This is a genomic window from Paenibacillus sp. GL_099_B (assembly GCF_057835695.1).
Genome location: NZ_CM174430.1, coordinates 4092408 through 4106852, shown reverse-complemented (window position 1 = coordinate 4106852; position 14445 = coordinate 4092408). Strand labels below are relative to the sequence as shown.

Below are 14445 nucleotides of genomic sequence, written 5' to 3'. Positions count from 1 at the left end.
TCCGATCGTTGTTATATGTTACCGCTTTCAATTGATCTCTATACTGATGGCAGAGGTGGTTAAATGATTGAACGACTGGCAAAATACCGTTGGCAATATGTAATGATTTTACCTGGTGCGATCCTGCTGCTTCTCTTCAGCTACATTCCGATGGTGGGCATCCAGGTGGCATTCAAGGATTTTCACATCGGCAGCACGATGTGGAGTAGTGAATGGGTTGGTTTGGAAAACTTCTCATTCTTGCAAGATGAACAGTTCTGGATTGTGGTGAAGAATACAATTTACATCGCGATTCTCAAGTTTGTATTCGGATTTCCAGCTCCTATTATTTTGGCATTGCTCATCAATGAGGTGAAAAACAACAAATACAAGCGGTTTGTCCAATCCGTTAGTTATCTTCCGCATTTCTTTTCATGGATCGTGGTGGCTTATATTCTGCAATCCCTGCTGACGTTGGACGGCGGATTAGTTAATCAGCTGATTGAGAAGCTCGGGGGAGATTCTGTCTTTTTCTTGGGATCCACAGAGTGGTTCCGGCCCATGATCGTAGTGAGCGGTTTATGGAAGGAGGTCGGCTGGAATACGATCTTGTATCTGGCAGCAATTACAACGATTGACCCGCAGCTCTATGAAGCCGCAAGGGTGGAAGGGGCAGGGCGGCTCGCACAAATTCGCAACATTACGCTGCCGGGTATAATGCCGACCATCTCCATCGTGTTGATTCTCAGTATGCCTGGACTGATTGCAGTAGGCATGGATCAAATCTATCCTTTGATGAATCCGGCCAATCAGCCAGTCGCGGATGTGCTAGACACATATATTTTACGCAATGGCTTGCAGCAAGGTTATTTTGGAATGGCCACTGCAGTGGGTCTCCTTTCTTCGGTCATCAGTCTGGTGTTGGTACTGTGCACCAATCAGATGGCTCGAAAGTTCAACGGAGAGGGGCTTTGGTAATATGAGAACTTCTATGAGGGAACGGGTGGGCCAGACAATTATTGTGTTTCTATTGGCACTTCTCTGTATCTCGGTAATCTATCCATTCACGTATATGCTCGCCGTTTCCTTAAACGTTGGCAGCGATGCGGCAAAAGGCGGTGTCTATCTGTGGCCTAGGGAGTTTACTTTGTACAATTATGAGGTTGTGCTTGGGAATTCGGTTATTCAACATGCCTACTTAATTACGATATCCCGTACGATCGTAGGCACTTTTGTCGGCTTACTCATCACACTTCTGGCGGCTTATGGCTTGTCCTACCGGCAGCTTCCTTTCAGGAAATCCCTCCTGGGATACGTGCTGATTACGATGCTGTTTAGTGGCGGATTAATCCCTTTGTATATCCAGCTTAATCACTTGTCATTATTAAACTCATTCTGGGTGTATATCATTCCGTCCGCTTTCTCGGCGTGGAATATGTTTGTGATGATGAAATTCATCCAGGGGATTCCGGAAGCACTGATCGAATCGGCTGAGATTGATGGCGCCAATCCTGTCCGCATTCTTTTCGTTATTATTATGCCGCTTTCGAAACCCATGCTTGCAGCCATTGGCCTTTTTACTGCAGTGGGGCACTGGAATGACTGGTTTTCTGGCGCATTTTATGTTTCAGATCAGAATCTGATTCCGGTTCAAACGTTTTTGCAACAACTGCTGTCTGCCCAGGATATTTCGACTGTCCTCGGATCCAACAATAATCAGGAAGCGCTTGCCCGGGGCACCATGCTCTCTAACGTTACACTCATGTCCATCAAAATGGCGACAGTCATGGTAAGCGCGCTTCCGATCCTGTGTGTGTACCCATTCCTGCAAAAGTATTTTGTAAAAGGTGTGCTTATCGGCTCAGTAAAAGGATAACCCAATGAAAAATGAAGCAACAGAATGGGTTTTCTAATCCTATACAATTTCAAAATAACCGAGGGGGACGCATGTGATGAGTTTACGTCAACAAAAGGGAAGAAAGCTGGCGCTATTATCCTTGGCTCTACTGATGTTTGGGATAACGGCATGCTCAAGCAGCAGTACGGAGAGTGGCAGCAGTTCTGCAGATTCTTTTAAGCTATGGCTAGGGTGGAACGCAACAATTAATAACCAAAGTATGGTCCAAATGTATTGGAAAGAAAAGGAGCCGGGCATAGACGTTCGGCTGGAGGCTACGCAGGGCGATGTAATGACAGAGCTGAACCTGAAATTGAATACTGGTGGTTTTGATGATGCAGCTCTGTTCTCACGTAGTGATGTCGTGACCACTGCGATGACGCGTTCGGGCAGTGTTCTTCCGCTGGAGCAATACTTCGATATGCCGGATAAATATCCTGGATTGGCCTCCATTCCGAAAATCTATCTGGATCAAATGAAAGCTTCGGACGGACATATCTATTCCATTCCGACATGGTTTGATCAAAATCCCGATGATCCTTGGCCCGGTTGGGCTTCCTACGGCTGGTTTGTCCGTACAGATGTACTGGAGAAAACCGGCATGACGATGGATGATCTGAAATCGTTGGACGGTATAGAGAAGTATTTGAGATTGTCGGCTAAGCAGAAGGATGAAAACGGGAAACCTTTGATTCCTCTTAGTTTTCTCTCTGACGCAAGCGATGAAAATGTCATCCTGAGTACATTTGGCGTTACGGTCAGCACAGCGGGCGGCGTCATTCCAGTAGAGAAGCAAGGTAATGACTATCAGTTTATCTATGACAATCCGCAATATAAAGCGGCTTACCAATGGATGAACAACATGTTCCGGGAAGGGCTTCTGGATCACGAAGCGATCACAGACAAGAAGGAGCGTTACAAAGAGAAAAACAAATCCGGACGTGTAGCCTTGAATGCAGGTGGGTTCTTTAATATGGACGCCCAGTTATGGGAGGTTCTCGACGGACCAACCGATCCGGCATGGTACTATGATGTCATTCCCTATCCGAAAGTGGATGGCGTGAGTGAGATTGGCGCTAATCAGATTATCAATCCTTATCCTGCTAATGACGTATTTATCAATAAAAATACAAAAAATCTCGATTCCATTCTTGCTTTCTTCGATTACACATTACAGCCCAAGCCCGAACAGCAGCAGGTTGTGAATGAAGGTCCGCCAGGGGAGTTCTGGGATTGGGTGGATAAACCGTTAGGAAAATGGGTGTACACAGACGAGAAATATAAAGCTTTGCATGACTCTGGAGATCAAGCGAAGAAGGCAAGCACGACGCCAGAGCTTTACGCGGCATCTTCCTATAGTAATGACTGGTATCCATGGTGGAATTATGGGGTTACTGATCCGAAAGGAAGATTCAAAACGATCGAATTCACCGAAAAGATTGGCAAAATGGGTGGGACCAGGGTTGCTGAAAACTACGATATGGTGAAGGCCAAACCGGGTGGCTTATGGGAGAAATATTTGCCTGAACTTGATAATGTGCGAAAAGAGTATAAAGCCAAGCTGATTATGGCTAAGGATGACTCACAATTTGAACAGGCTTGGAGTGATTTCCAGGCTGCACTGGAAAAACGAGCACATTGGAGTGAGCTCAAGCAGGAATGGAATGAGGAGCTTCAAGGCATTCAGTAATTAGGAGACGGGGACTGTCGAACGTGACAGTTCTCGTTTATTCCTGCTTCATCATAACGCTAATCATTCAATTTCCCGGTAATTCATTCACCAAGCCTTAACCTCCAGATGAAGATCCAACCCCTATACACTTAGGATTTAGGAGCGGATATAAATTTTTAATTTAATTGAATACCTCAATGCTTTAAAAGGAATCGGTGTGAATCATCTTGCATTCAACTTGAAATATGGAACACGTCCGGTTGACGAGGTGATTCAAGAATTAGGGGAGGAAGTGGTTCCATATTTCCCGGCGTTATCTAATAAATAGGTGCAATGTATGCATTTCGGTGCTAGACTACCAGTAAGATTAATTGTAAAGAAGGAGAGGAAAAGGATGATTAAACATTTAGGTCGCATTAATGAATTGGCGAAAAAAGAGCGTGAAGAAGGTTTGACCAATGCGGAACGAGTTGAACAACAAGTATTACGAGAAGACTATTTACGGGAAATTCGTGGGCAAGTTCTAAACACTTTTTCAGTGCTTACCATACTTGATCCAGATGGAAATGATGTAACACCGGACAAAGTACGAAATGAAAAGGGAATCAGTTTGTAGGGAAAATAAACTTTTTGGGAAGAACGAAAAGCCTCCGAGTATTCATTGACAGAAATGGTGTGGATAAATACACTTGTTTTGTAGTTGATTTCGTAGGATGCTTTTTATACACTTTATAAATATTCATTATAAAGGTATTGTACAAAGTCTTAGGTTGATTCATGTATCGAAGTAATCATAACAGGAGTTGATAACATGACTGAAGAAGAACGAATTTTTAATGGGATCTTATTTAGTCCCGGCCATCCTGATCTTAAGGCTATTAAGCTTCGCTCTCACAATCTTAGTAGTCAATACAGTCGTACTTTTGAGGATCAAACGGAGGAACGCGAAGCATTACTCATGCAGATTCTGGGTCGAAAAGGAGAGCGTTGTTTTATACAAGGCCCCATTTTCTTTCATTATGGCGTTCACACAGAAATCGGTAACCATTTTTTTGCGAACTACAATCTGACCGTCCAGGATGATGCTAAGGTTACCATTGGTGATCACGTCAGCTTTGGACCTAATGTGACTATTGTTACACCGGTTCACCCATTCATTGCTTCAGAACGTCGACAAATGCTGGACCAAAACGGGGAACCTAAGTCGCTCTGTTATGCTAAACCTGTCACCATCGGAAATGATGTTTGGATTTCGGCTAACGTCACCGTATGCGGCGGTGTTACCATTGGCGACGGATGCGTCATTGGTGCTGGAAGTGTAGTGACCCAAGATATTCCTGAGGGCTCTTTTGCAGCGGGTGTACCCTGCAGAGTCATTCGCCCCATCACAGAATCGGACAGCATGCGTTATAAACCGGAAGTTCTGGCTGATTGCAGTGTAATTGAATAAAAACACATAAAAAAAAAACCGTTCCTTGGTCTTACCCCTGTCAAGTAGACAGATGAAAAAAGCTATGCTGCCAGTGCGCATCGATATTCAATCGGTGCGCGCTGTTTGAGTTTGGCTTGAAAACGTCGGTAATTGTAATTGTACATATAATCTTCCACGGCTTGTCGAATCTCTACTTCTGAATTACACTGGTTAAGGTACAGCTTCTCTGTCTTGAGATGCGAAAAGAAGGATTCGATGCATGCGTTATCCAGGCAGGTTGCTTTGCGAGAGTGGCTGCCCTTCACGCCGAATGCTTCTAATCGTGTGTTGTACGCCTGAGACGTGTATTGGAAGCCCTGATCCGAATGGAGCACGGCTTCCGAAACGTCTCTTTTTTGTGTCCATTGTTCCACCGTATCCAATACGAGCTGAACATCGTTCCGTTTAGATAATTGCCAAGCTACAATTTCGTTGTTGAACAAGTCTTGAATCACAGACAGGTAAACGAATGTGTTTCCATCTGAAATATAAGTAATATCCGTCACCATTTTTTGCTGGGGTGCTGTGGCATGAAATTTGCGCTTCAGGCGATTCGGATAAATCACAGATGGCGTATAGCTGGACTTCTTCCGCTTCTTACGAATTACCGATTGGATCGATAGTTCCCGCATGATTCGCCATACTTTCTTGTGATTAACGTTCAGACCAGCCTCCCACAACGCCGTTGTCATGCGAGGATAACCAAACTCTCGGTTTGCAAAATGAATAGCCATCATGTGTTCTTTGATCTCACGCTCACGGTCTTGTCTTGCGTCTCGCTGCGGCTGTGTTGCTCGCCATTTGTAGTAACTGGAACGGGGTATTCCTGTAATCGATAATAGGCGTGTAATGCCATGCGAGCAGCGCAATTCGTCTATGATATCGTAGTTCTCCCGTTGGCTCAGCGCTTCTCCTTTACTAGATTTGGATACCGCTTTTTTAAATAATCCACCTTTGCTTGAAGGTAATCCCGTTCTTCTTCTACACTGCTAAAGGCCGTACGAGGACGTCCTTTCATTGGATTCGGAACATTGTTTTTTCGCTCATCAAACGCTTCCCCGTTTTTCCATTTTTTCACCCACACCTTCAGTTGTGAACAGTTTCGAATTCCTTCGCGATCAGCGACCACCTTGTAACTTGAAGAACCTTCGACATAGGATCTAACTGCATTCAATTTAAACTCTTCGGTATACGTCTGAAATGTTTGTCCTTTTTTGGCCATAAAAATATCCCCTCCAAGTGTCACTTGAACCCTCATGATAACATGAAGGTTTTTTCAAGTGTCTACTTAAAGGGGATAATACCATCCTAGACAAGAGGAACGGTTTTCTTATTTTGATTAGTATTTAGTTGATTAGGTGGAAAACTGTTTTCTAGTGCACTAGATTCTCTAAATCTGGCTGCAATTTGTTACGAAGAATATACAGCATGATGGCTCCAACAAGAAACGCGACTACATCCGCAATGACGAGTGACCATACAACCCCGTGGAAGCCGTTTAGTCGGTTGGCGATATAGAGTACAGGAATCAGAGTAATTCCTTGAATGACTGACATAACAAACGCGGCCGTTCCTTGCGCAGTTGCTTGGAAGATCCCCACAAACAACGAGGTCATTCCTGTAATGAACAAGGATAGGAACGTCACATGCAGAATGTAGCTACCCATTTCAATTAATTGCGGGTCATTCGTAAATAAACCAATTAAGTGGTCGGAAATCAAATAGACGACAACGCCGAACACAACAGCTAACGCCAAAATCGCTTTGATCGTAAATCCAATAGTATGTTTCATACGTAATTTATTCGCTGTAAAAGAGAAGGCAATCAACGGCACAACTCCCTCGCATAAGCCCATCAGAATAAACTCAGGAAATTGCAACAAACGTGATGAAATTCCGTATCCCGCTATGGCCTGATCTCCATATTCGACAAGAAAATGGTTCAAAATGAGCGACATTGCACCCAAGAAGACACTCATTATAAAGACAGGAACTCCGATTTTGAAAACATTACTCATAATTTCCTTGGAAGCCTTGAACCATTTTACAGAGACAGTCAAGAATTGGCTTTTATATCCCATATGGTATGCGTAAAAAACACTGGCAACCAAGTTAGAAATGACCGTTGCAGAAGCAACGCCGATTACACCCCAATGGAAAATGAAGATGACAATCGCATCAAGAATAATATTTACAACCACGCTAAGAATCATTCCGATCATGGATGTGATTGCTGCACCCTCCGAGCGCACGATGTTCTCCAGCGTGAAGAATAATATGACGAATGGCGAACCGATAAGCATAATCGTGACATAGTCTTTTGTAAATCCGAAGGATTCAGGCGTTGCTCCCAGGCTATGAACAATTGGGTCGATCAGCGGGAGGCCGATGGCCATTACGATTAGACCAAGAACTAAACTGCTGTAAAAGGCGAATGAAGAAACATGTTTTAGATCATCATATCTTTTTTCTCCTAACAAACGGGAGATAAATGTACCGCTACCCATACCAATCAAGTTGCCGAGCGCCATAATTACAGCGAATAATGGCAAGGTTAGAGCGAGTGCGGTTAACATGGCAGTGTTGCCCAGTGTACCAAGGAAATAGGCGTTCAGGATAGAATAGATGACACTCATCGACGTACCTAACATCATCGGTACAGCAAAGTGAGCTACGGCTTTTGCGATCGGTGCTTTTTCAAAATAATGGAGGTTTTCTGCATCCATGTGTGAGTCACTACTTTCTTCATTTATTTTTTGAAATGATTTGGAATTCGAACGATATTCCAATTTCCAATCTAACAGTGTTAGTTTGTGCCTTACAGTGTTAGATGTTATCATGAACTTATGAACCTGTAAAGCATATCTTACACTGTTAGATAAAAGGGCGGATACGGATGAAAAAACAACAGCCTCAGATTTCGGAGGATAAGATTTTGGAAACCTCTTGGGAGCTTCTTGGGGATGAAGGCATTGAGAAATTCAGTATGAGGCGATTGGCCGATCGGCTGGGTATTCAAGCTCCTTCTCTGTACTGGTACTTTAAGAGCAAGCAGCATCTCTACCAGCATCTGGCCAACCAGATATCGAAAATGATCCTGAACGAATTCCAATCCGACGGGGACTGGAAGGTGCAAATGGAGGGCCTTGCGATATCGATACGGAGTGTACTCCGCCGGTATCCCTGCTCCACGCAGCTTATGATGCAGACCCTGCCCCATGAGCCGGACATGATTCGCTTCACCAACCGTATGCTGCTCTGCATGGAATCGACGCCACTTGAGCAAGAGCAGAAATTGCAAGCCGTTCTTACGCTTGTGAACTATGTTTTCTTCTTCGTTCTGGATAATTATGAGCATCAGCGCACGGTCTCCGTAATGATTAAGGACCAGGGAGAGCTTCCGGGCGGGGAGATGATTCAGCTTCTGGACTCCATGAGCGAGACGGAAGCAGGACTGTTCCGGAGAATGCACAAGGGCGGGCTGTTTGAGATGATGGGGAGCGACGGAGCGTTTGAGTTCGGTTTGAAGCTGATTTTGTCGGGAATTGAGCAGGTGATAAAGGAACAAGAAAATTAGAATGTAAAAAAAACCGTACATCCGGATATCGGATGTGCGGTTTTTGATAAGGCTTATTGTTGTGATATGAGGATTAGACACAGGGTCTTTCTTCTAAGCATGGACGTAATTGCTTAAGTATCTTCCGCTGCCCCCTCAAAGTTAGATGACATCTAACTTTGAGGGGGCATTTTTTGTAGGACCGCAACCATCAATCATCTAACGACAAGTAAGTACTGTAAGCTATATCTCGGATAGATACACCTCCATTTAGTTATAACGACACCCAAATTTTTTATGAAATATTGACAAGTAAACTTGGCATATATATATTAATAATATGACAAGTAAACTTGGCAAACAGGTTGGGAGGGATTCGTATTAATAAAGATGAAATTTTGTCGAAAAGCAGAAAAGAAAACAAGAATAAGGATTTATTTAAAATGGAAGTTCAGATAAATGCGGGAAATGTTGGTTCTATTACGGCGATCATAATAGCCACCATCTTTTTTGTAACACAAAGTCTGATTGGGGATGGTATGGATTTTGGCTTATATGCCATCATTTTTTCTATTTCCGCCGCTGGCTTCATCGTCAAAGCAATCCGAATGAAACTTAGACACGATATTGTGCTTTCAATTATTTATACACTTGCAACGCTGATTTTATCGGTTGTCCATATTTATAAATTGATAACAACTTATATAGGGTGATCCAATGGAAGATGAATTGATCCTGAGAAATCATTTGAAAAAAGTAAGGACTGAACAAAATTTATCACAGGCACAGCTCGCAAAATTAGTCGGCGTTTCTCGGAATACCATTAGTTCCATTGAAACAGGCCAATTTAATCCAACAGCAAAACTGGCCTTGATTCTTTGTATTGCTTTGGATAAGAAGTTTGAAGACCTATTTTATTTTGATTGAATCTGAAAATGGAATTTAATATCCAGTATAAGGTGATTGAAGATGACTGAAGTAAAAATGCATGAAGAAATGAATCAACTGCGTCGCCCAGGTTGGCCTGAAATTGTAGTGTGTTTTGTTATATATGTTGTAGTCGTTTTGGTCATGGTACAAATTATCAGTGCGTTTATACCGGAGGATACTGTATTTTTTGGATTAAGTTTCTCGGCACTATCCGCATTTGCTGCCGTATGTGCATTCTTGGGAGCATACTTCCTTCGAATCCGGACAAAGGCTTCCTTCGGCTTAAGTCGCGTATCCGGACGATGGCTGCTGGTCGGTTTGGGGGCTGGGGTAGGTGTATTCGCACTCGCAAAAATTTCTTCAATACTCTACTTGATGCTTGGGTTCCAGTTTACTAATATTCAGGAATCCTATAGTACAGCTGCAACAGGCGGATTCCTTTCCTTTATCATCCAGATACTATTAATCGCTGTCGCGACACCAATTGGTGAAGAACTGGCTTTTCGAGGCGTTCTTACGAGTGCCTTGCTTAGGTATCAACCTTGGGTATGCATTTTCGTAAGTGCTCTTGTCTTTGCAGTAGCACATGGTCTAAATGAAATTACGCCTATAGCATTTATTACGGGTGTGGCTACAGCTTACTTGTTTTATCGAACCAAGTCTATTTGGCCGGGGGTGGTTGTGCATATGGTGAATAATGCCTTAGGTACAATACTTTCTGTTTTGATAACCTCAATGCTTTGATTTGAAAAATGGGATATAGAACTAGTGGTGGAACGAGGATGATATTAAATTATATGCTGTTATACTGGCAGCGCCCGGAGGTTGGAAGATGGATATTGGAAGCGTATTAGAAGGTGTAAAGGAAGCGAATATTATTATTCAATTAGGGGCTGTGTTTCTGCTCTCGCTTGTGCCTTTTCTTGAAGGCTATGTTGCGGCTTCAGTCGGGATTATTGTCGGTATTCCGGCCGTTCCGACGATAATAGCCGCATCGGTTGGAAACTGGCTGTCTATCATGGCGATTATTGTATTGTATGATAAGCTACGTCATCGCCGAAATGCTAAACAGAGGGAGGGGCGTTCGAACAAGCGAATGGAGCTCGCTCGCAAGCTATTCAACAAATACGGCGTGCCTGGTGTCGCGCTGATCGGGCCTCTCGTATTCGGCCATCATGTTGGGGCATTTATTTCACTCCTATCGGGAGCATCGAGGCGTTATGTAACATTGTGGATGACGATCGGTGTCTTGGTCTGGACGATCGCCGTAGGTGTACTAGCCGCCGTGGGTGTTGATGTTGTAAGCCGTTTGCGCTAAGATTCGCTTTTTACCTATACACGATCTGTAAAGGAATACGTTAGGAAAATGATTGTGCAGAGCGTAAGCTCAGGCTGTCGAGGAAGTGCTCGACAGCTATTTTTATGCCTATTCAGTTCAATGACGCTTGAATACTATGCAGATAACCATTGGGATTAGGAGACAGAACATTGTACCATTCAAATCCGTTTATAGTGGTTATCGAACTGTTTTTGCGATTGAAATAAAATCTCGAATGAATCCCTCCAGAACATCTCTATCATGAGAGCAAAGCACGATATTGTTGGTAAAACGCACGTCAATTACATCCACTATAGCTAATTCTCCTCGTTGGATAAATGGACTGGCTACAAGCGAAGATACAAAGCTGACGCCATATCCGGCGACCACGGCCTGAATGATTTCATTAATGCCGCTAAATTGCAATTCGATCTTTGGCTGACTGACATCCTGAGCACTGCATACCTCAAGGAGTCTCTTTCGGGTCATACTGCCTTCCTCCCGCATAATAAACGGTTCTCTCACCATGTTTTCCAGAGAAATTTGCCTATTGGCATATTTATGGTTCGAGGCAACCACAAATTTATATTCGTCTTGATATAATTCCATAAAATGAAGATGGTTTTCGTTGGGATGGGTAACTTCGTTGTTTCCAAAGATCGCGATATCCGACTCGTAATTCATCAATCTTTCAAGTGCATTTTGTGAATTCACTGTCGTAATTTCCACTTCTACGTCCGGATACCTTTGCTTGAATAAGGAAGCCCACTTGGGGATTAGAAAGCTGGTCGCCAAGTAGTTTCCAGAGATCCGCAGTTTTCCCTGTGGATGTTTATGATAATCTTCAATCATCGTTTCGATTTGCTCTTCGAGAAGAAATAGTTTTTCGGTGGGTTTTAACAGCTTTTGGCCAAAAGGGGTCAAAACCAGGTTTCTTCCTTTTTTCTCAAATAAAATGATGTTGTATTGCTTCTCAAAATTCCGAATTTGGGCAGAGATGGCAGGCTGGCTGATACTCAGCCTTTTCGATGCCTCAGTGACGCTTCCGGTAAGAGCAACGTTATAGAACAGCATTAATGCATGCAGATTGATAGTCAATCCAATCACCTTCTATATATTTTATTGATACATAATATAAAACTTATATTTTTATTTTATACATCGTAAATCTATAATTCAATTACACAAAAAAGGAGGCAGCAACATGACGACCACCACTATTTATTTCGTAAGACACGGCCAGACCCATTGGAACTTGGAACAGAAGATGCAGGGGCACATGGATTCACCTTTAACACCTGAAGGCAAACGGCAGGCTTCCCGATTGCATGACCGCTTAAAGACAGTCACGTTTGATGCGATATATTCGAGTCCAAGTCCGCGAGCGTTGGCAACGGCACAGATCATTTGTGGAAGCACTTCGGAAAGTATCATTAAATTAGATGAATTAAAGGAAATTCATATGGGGCTGTGGGAAGGACAAAGTGTAGCAACAATACAGAATGAGCATACCGCTGAGTGGAATCATTTTTTTAATAACCCTCACATATACCGTGCAACAGGACAGGGAGAGACTTTTTCGGAGCTGTTACATCGGGCGGTAATGGCTGTGGAAAGAACTTTAGTAGAATGTAAGGGAGAAACCGTTCTGGTTGTAAGTCACCGTATGACCCTTAAAACGTTAATGAACCATTATTACGGCATGAAGTTAAGTGATATGGGGAATTTGCCGGATGTTCCTTCAGCGAGCTTAAGCAAAATTACATTTCATAATTCTCATCCATCCATTGAGCTATATGGGGACGTCTCTCACTACTAAGTACTTGCCGGTTGTAAACTTTACGCATACGGGTCGAATAATTCAGTCGGCCAACTGGTCGTTGGTACTCATGATCCCATTAAAAGTCGCTATTTTAGCGGCTTTTTTTGTTTTATTGTACAAATCCATGTACCGTATCGAGATCAAGAAATTGGTTCGAACCCTGGATAGATAAAATATCTAAATATTAAATTTACAACAAAATGTGACCAAATGCCGTCCTTGAGAGTGTTAGAGATATAAAGGAGGGCAGAACAACCATGCAGCGATCAGTGCCCCAACGGGGAGATCATGTGATGAAAGTCTATGAGACTTACGCGGATACGCTGTTCCGGATTGCCATGGTGCACCTCGGTAGGCGAGAGGACGCGGAGGAAGCCACTCAGGATACCTTCATCAAGTTAATGGAAAAAGCCCCTACGTTCAACGATGCAGAACATCAGAAAGCATGGTTGATCCGGGTCATCACCAATCATTGTAAATCCTTATTAGGCAGAGGCTGGCGCAAACGGGAGGTCAAGCTGGAGGGAGAAGATCCCCTTACAGCAGACAACCCCGAAGATCAAGCACTGATCGAACTCGTGTTGTCACTGCCTGTCAAGTATAGATCGGTGGTTCATTTGTACTATTACGAAGATTATCCGATCCGGGAAATCGGCGAGATTCTACAGATCAGCGAATCTGCAGTGAAGATGCGATTGAAGCGGGGAAGACAGCTGTTAAAACTGGAGCTGGAAGGAGAAGAACCCCAATGAACGATGAACAATTCAAACGAAATTATAAGAAAGCGGTGGACCATATGAAAACAAATGACCAAATGAAAAAACGGATAGAGCAAACCTTGAACACACAACGCCATGAACAAAAGCGCCAGCGAAAACCTCTATATATTGCAGCAAGCCTCGTCATTGCTGCTAGTGTTGGACTTGCGGCGCCAAGCATATGGCAGCAAGTGAGTGGACCGGCCGCGCCAGCGACGCAGGTGGCACAGGTCACTCCGGGCGCATCATTCGACCCGGTGGTGATTCCGAAGACAGAGCTGCCGGATTCCAAGAATGGTGTGAAGGCCGATATGGTTCAACTGGTGGTCTATCAGGGCAACATCTATACACAGTCTGCTACATCGCTTGACGGTACGGATGCGCTTGCCCTACGAGGCGAGAAGCTGGGTACTACGACCGGCGGCATTCATGAGCTGAGCGACAAGGGTGAGTACACGGAGCTGGCCTCCAACATTGGAGAAGCGGACATCTATGCGGTCAACGGCTACGACACGAATTTCCGCATCATGTCTTACACCGAGATCGACGGTCAGATGTACGCCCAAATGTTTGACCAGAGCAACGGCATCACTATCGGCAGCGGCAAAGACCTGATCGGCAAGCTTCACCTCGAAGGCAACGTCACTTCGGCGCAGTGGGAGACCTTTGCCAGCTGGAACAACGGCTTGCAGCAGCTGCAGCCGCTCGCAGCAGACAAATCGCTGAACAACTTTATCTCAGCGCTATACGCTGCCAAACCGGTAGCAACTAGCCCTGAACTGGAGGAGCGCCTTTACGGGCAGGAAGATCGCAAGATCATCTACCTGACGCTCGAAGATAAGACGCAGGTCCAATTAGTCCTGTTTGGGGAAGGTCTGGTGCGTTACGGCAATGTACCGGTATTCTTCGAAATCGAGAAAGGTGCCTTCCAAGCGTTCTGGAACAACCTGGGTGAATAATCATGGAGTTTGACTCAACAAATCCAATGAAACAAATCCACCAATCTGATTTTTTTGACTGATAAAATTTCAAATGATAATTG

17 protein-coding genes and 1 pseudogene are annotated in these 14445 nt (G+C 44.0%); 14 read left to right on the top strand and 4 right to left on the bottom strand.

Features of this window, described 5'->3' with window-relative positions:
* The first annotated feature begins 63 nt into the window (after nt 1–63).
* The 6 genes and pseudogenes from AC3ITG_RS18600 (at nt 64) to AC3ITG_RS18575 (ending at nt 4998) form a co-directional block, all read left to right on the top strand.
* Nucleotides 64–957, top strand: a complete 894-nt coding sequence (locus AC3ITG_RS18600; RefSeq protein WP_062319113.1) for an ABC transporter permease — start codon at nt 64–66, stop codon at nt 955–957.
* A 1-nt stretch (nt 958) separates the two neighbouring features.
* Complete coding sequence (locus AC3ITG_RS18595) at nt 959–1855, top strand: carbohydrate ABC transporter permease (protein ID WP_063562693.1); 897 nt, start codon at nt 959–961, stop codon at nt 1853–1855.
* 76 nt (nt 1856–1931) lie between these two features.
* Complete coding sequence (locus AC3ITG_RS18590; protein WP_489250970.1) at nt 1932–3566, top strand: type 2 periplasmic-binding domain-containing protein; 1635 nt, start codon at nt 1932–1934, stop codon at nt 3564–3566.
* Between the two features lie 104 nt (nt 3567–3670).
* Nucleotides 3671–3876 (top strand): annotated as a pseudogene (locus AC3ITG_RS18585) (LLM class flavin-dependent oxidoreductase); the annotation flags it as partial.
* Nucleotides 3877–3942: 66 nt separating this feature from the next.
* Nucleotides 3943–4164: a DUF896 domain-containing protein gene (locus AC3ITG_RS18580; RefSeq protein WP_076289250.1), complete on the top strand. Its 222-nt coding sequence runs from the start codon at nt 3943–3945 to the stop codon at nt 4162–4164.
* Nucleotides 4165–4359: 195 nt separating this feature from the next.
* The gene (locus AC3ITG_RS18575; protein ID WP_063562689.1) at nt 4360–4998 is read left to right on the top strand and encodes a sugar O-acetyltransferase; all 639 of its coding nucleotides are present in this window, start codon (nt 4360–4362) and stop codon (nt 4996–4998) included.
* Nucleotides 4999–5060: 62 nt separating this feature from the next.
* On the opposite strand, the gene AC3ITG_RS18570 is transcribed toward AC3ITG_RS18575, so the two are convergent.
* The 3 genes from AC3ITG_RS18570 to AC3ITG_RS18560 form a co-directional block, all read right to left on the bottom strand.
* Nucleotides 5061–5897 (bottom strand): IS3 family transposase, encoded by an 837-nt coding sequence (locus AC3ITG_RS18570; protein WP_236703065.1) that lies wholly within the window; start codon nt 5895–5897, stop codon nt 5061–5063.
* Nucleotides 5898–5920: 23 nt separating this feature from the next.
* Nucleotides 5921–6241, bottom strand: coding sequence for a transposase (locus AC3ITG_RS18565; RefSeq protein ID WP_489250969.1), 321 nt, complete (start codon nt 6239–6241; stop codon nt 5921–5923).
* A gap of 151 nt (nt 6242–6392) precedes the next feature.
* Nucleotides 6393–7745 (bottom strand): MATE family efflux transporter, encoded by a 1353-nt coding sequence (locus AC3ITG_RS18560; protein WP_489250968.1) that lies wholly within the window; start codon nt 7743–7745, stop codon nt 6393–6395.
* Nucleotides 7746–7915: 170 nt separating this feature from the next.
* Between AC3ITG_RS18560 and AC3ITG_RS18555 the strand changes: the two genes are divergently transcribed.
* The 5 genes from AC3ITG_RS18555 (at nt 7916) to AC3ITG_RS18535 (ending at nt 10823) form a co-directional block, all read left to right on the top strand.
* A complete protein-coding gene (locus AC3ITG_RS18555; RefSeq protein WP_489250967.1) occupies nt 7916–8596 on the top strand; it encodes a TetR/AcrR family transcriptional regulator in 681 nt (226 codons plus the stop codon).
* 332 nt (nt 8597–8928) lie between these two features.
* On the top strand, nt 8929–9288 hold the full coding sequence (locus tag AC3ITG_RS18550; RefSeq protein WP_489250966.1) for a DUF6442 family protein: 360 nt from the start codon (nt 8929–8931) through the stop codon (nt 9286–9288).
* Between the two features lie 4 nt (nt 9289–9292).
* Nucleotides 9293–9502: a helix-turn-helix transcriptional regulator gene (locus tag AC3ITG_RS18545; protein WP_053779353.1), complete on the top strand. Its 210-nt coding sequence runs from the start codon at nt 9293–9295 to the stop codon at nt 9500–9502.
* 42 nt (nt 9503–9544) lie between these two features.
* Complete coding sequence (locus AC3ITG_RS18540) at nt 9545–10249, top strand: CPBP family intramembrane glutamic endopeptidase (RefSeq protein ID WP_489250965.1); 705 nt, start codon at nt 9545–9547, stop codon at nt 10247–10249.
* An 88-nt stretch (nt 10250–10337) separates the two neighbouring features.
* Nucleotides 10338–10823, top strand: a complete 486-nt coding sequence (locus tag AC3ITG_RS18535) for a small multi-drug export protein (RefSeq protein WP_489250964.1) — start codon at nt 10338–10340, stop codon at nt 10821–10823.
* Between the two features lie 198 nt (nt 10824–11021).
* On the opposite strand, the gene AC3ITG_RS18530 is transcribed toward AC3ITG_RS18535, so the two are convergent.
* On the bottom strand, nt 11022–11921 hold the full coding sequence (locus tag AC3ITG_RS18530) for a LysR family transcriptional regulator (protein WP_489250963.1): 900 nt from the start codon (nt 11919–11921) through the stop codon (nt 11022–11024).
* Nucleotides 11922–12027: 106 nt separating this feature from the next.
* On the opposite strand from AC3ITG_RS18530, the gene AC3ITG_RS18525 reads away from it, so the two are divergent.
* The 3 genes from AC3ITG_RS18525 to AC3ITG_RS18515 all read left to right on the top strand — a co-directional run bounded on the left by AC3ITG_RS18525 (nt 12028) and on the right by AC3ITG_RS18515 (nt 14362).
* A complete protein-coding gene (locus AC3ITG_RS18525) occupies nt 12028–12642 on the top strand; it encodes a histidine phosphatase family protein (RefSeq protein WP_489250962.1) in 615 nt (204 codons plus the stop codon).
* A 260-nt stretch (nt 12643–12902) separates the two neighbouring features.
* Nucleotides 12903–13397, top strand: a complete 495-nt coding sequence (locus tag AC3ITG_RS18520; protein ID WP_489250961.1) for an RNA polymerase sigma factor — start codon at nt 12903–12905, stop codon at nt 13395–13397.
* Nucleotides 13394–14362, top strand: a complete 969-nt coding sequence (locus AC3ITG_RS18515) for a hypothetical protein (protein ID WP_489250960.1) — start codon at nt 13394–13396, stop codon at nt 14360–14362. The genes AC3ITG_RS18520 and AC3ITG_RS18515 overlap by 4 nt, the downstream gene beginning before the upstream one ends.
* The last annotated feature ends 83 nt before the right edge of the window (nt 14363–14445 follow it).

Bases quoted from the DNA above. Each gene is read 5' to 3' on its own strand.
- AC3ITG_RS18600 (WP_062319113.1), top strand. From the start codon at position 64: ATGATTGAACGACTGGCAAAATACCGTTGGCAATATGTAATGATTTTA.
- AC3ITG_RS18595 (WP_063562693.1), top strand. From the start codon at position 959: ATGAGAACTTCTATGAGGGAACGGGTGGGCCAGACAATTATTGTGTTT.
- AC3ITG_RS18590 (WP_489250970.1), top strand. From the start codon at position 1,932: ATGAGTTTACGTCAACAAAAGGGAAGAAAGCTGGCGCTATTATCCTTG.
- AC3ITG_RS18580 (WP_076289250.1), top strand. From the start codon at position 3,943: ATGATTAAACATTTAGGTCGCATTAATGAATTGGCGAAAAAAGAGCGT.
- AC3ITG_RS18575 (WP_063562689.1), top strand. From the start codon at position 4,360: ATGACTGAAGAAGAACGAATTTTTAATGGGATCTTATTTAGTCCCGGC.
- AC3ITG_RS18565 (WP_489250969.1), bottom strand. From the start codon at position 6,241: ATGGCCAAAAAAGGACAAACATTTCAGACGTATACCGAAGAGTTTAAA.
- AC3ITG_RS18560 (WP_489250968.1), bottom strand. From the start codon at position 7,745: ATGGATGCAGAAAACCTCCATTATTTTGAAAAAGCACCGATCGCAAAA.
- AC3ITG_RS18555 (WP_489250967.1), top strand. From the start codon at position 7,916: ATGAAAAAACAACAGCCTCAGATTTCGGAGGATAAGATTTTGGAAACC.
- AC3ITG_RS18545 (WP_053779353.1), top strand. From the start codon at position 9,293: ATGGAAGATGAATTGATCCTGAGAAATCATTTGAAAAAAGTAAGGACT.
- AC3ITG_RS18540 (WP_489250965.1), top strand. From the start codon at position 9,545: ATGACTGAAGTAAAAATGCATGAAGAAATGAATCAACTGCGTCGCCCA.
- AC3ITG_RS18535 (WP_489250964.1), top strand. From the start codon at position 10,338: ATGGATATTGGAAGCGTATTAGAAGGTGTAAAGGAAGCGAATATTATT.
- AC3ITG_RS18525 (WP_489250962.1), top strand. From the start codon at position 12,028: ATGACGACCACCACTATTTATTTCGTAAGACACGGCCAGACCCATTGG.
- AC3ITG_RS18520 (WP_489250961.1), top strand. From the start codon at position 12,903: ATGCAGCGATCAGTGCCCCAACGGGGAGATCATGTGATGAAAGTCTAT.
- AC3ITG_RS18515 (WP_489250960.1), top strand. From the start codon at position 13,394: ATGAACGATGAACAATTCAAACGAAATTATAAGAAAGCGGTGGACCAT.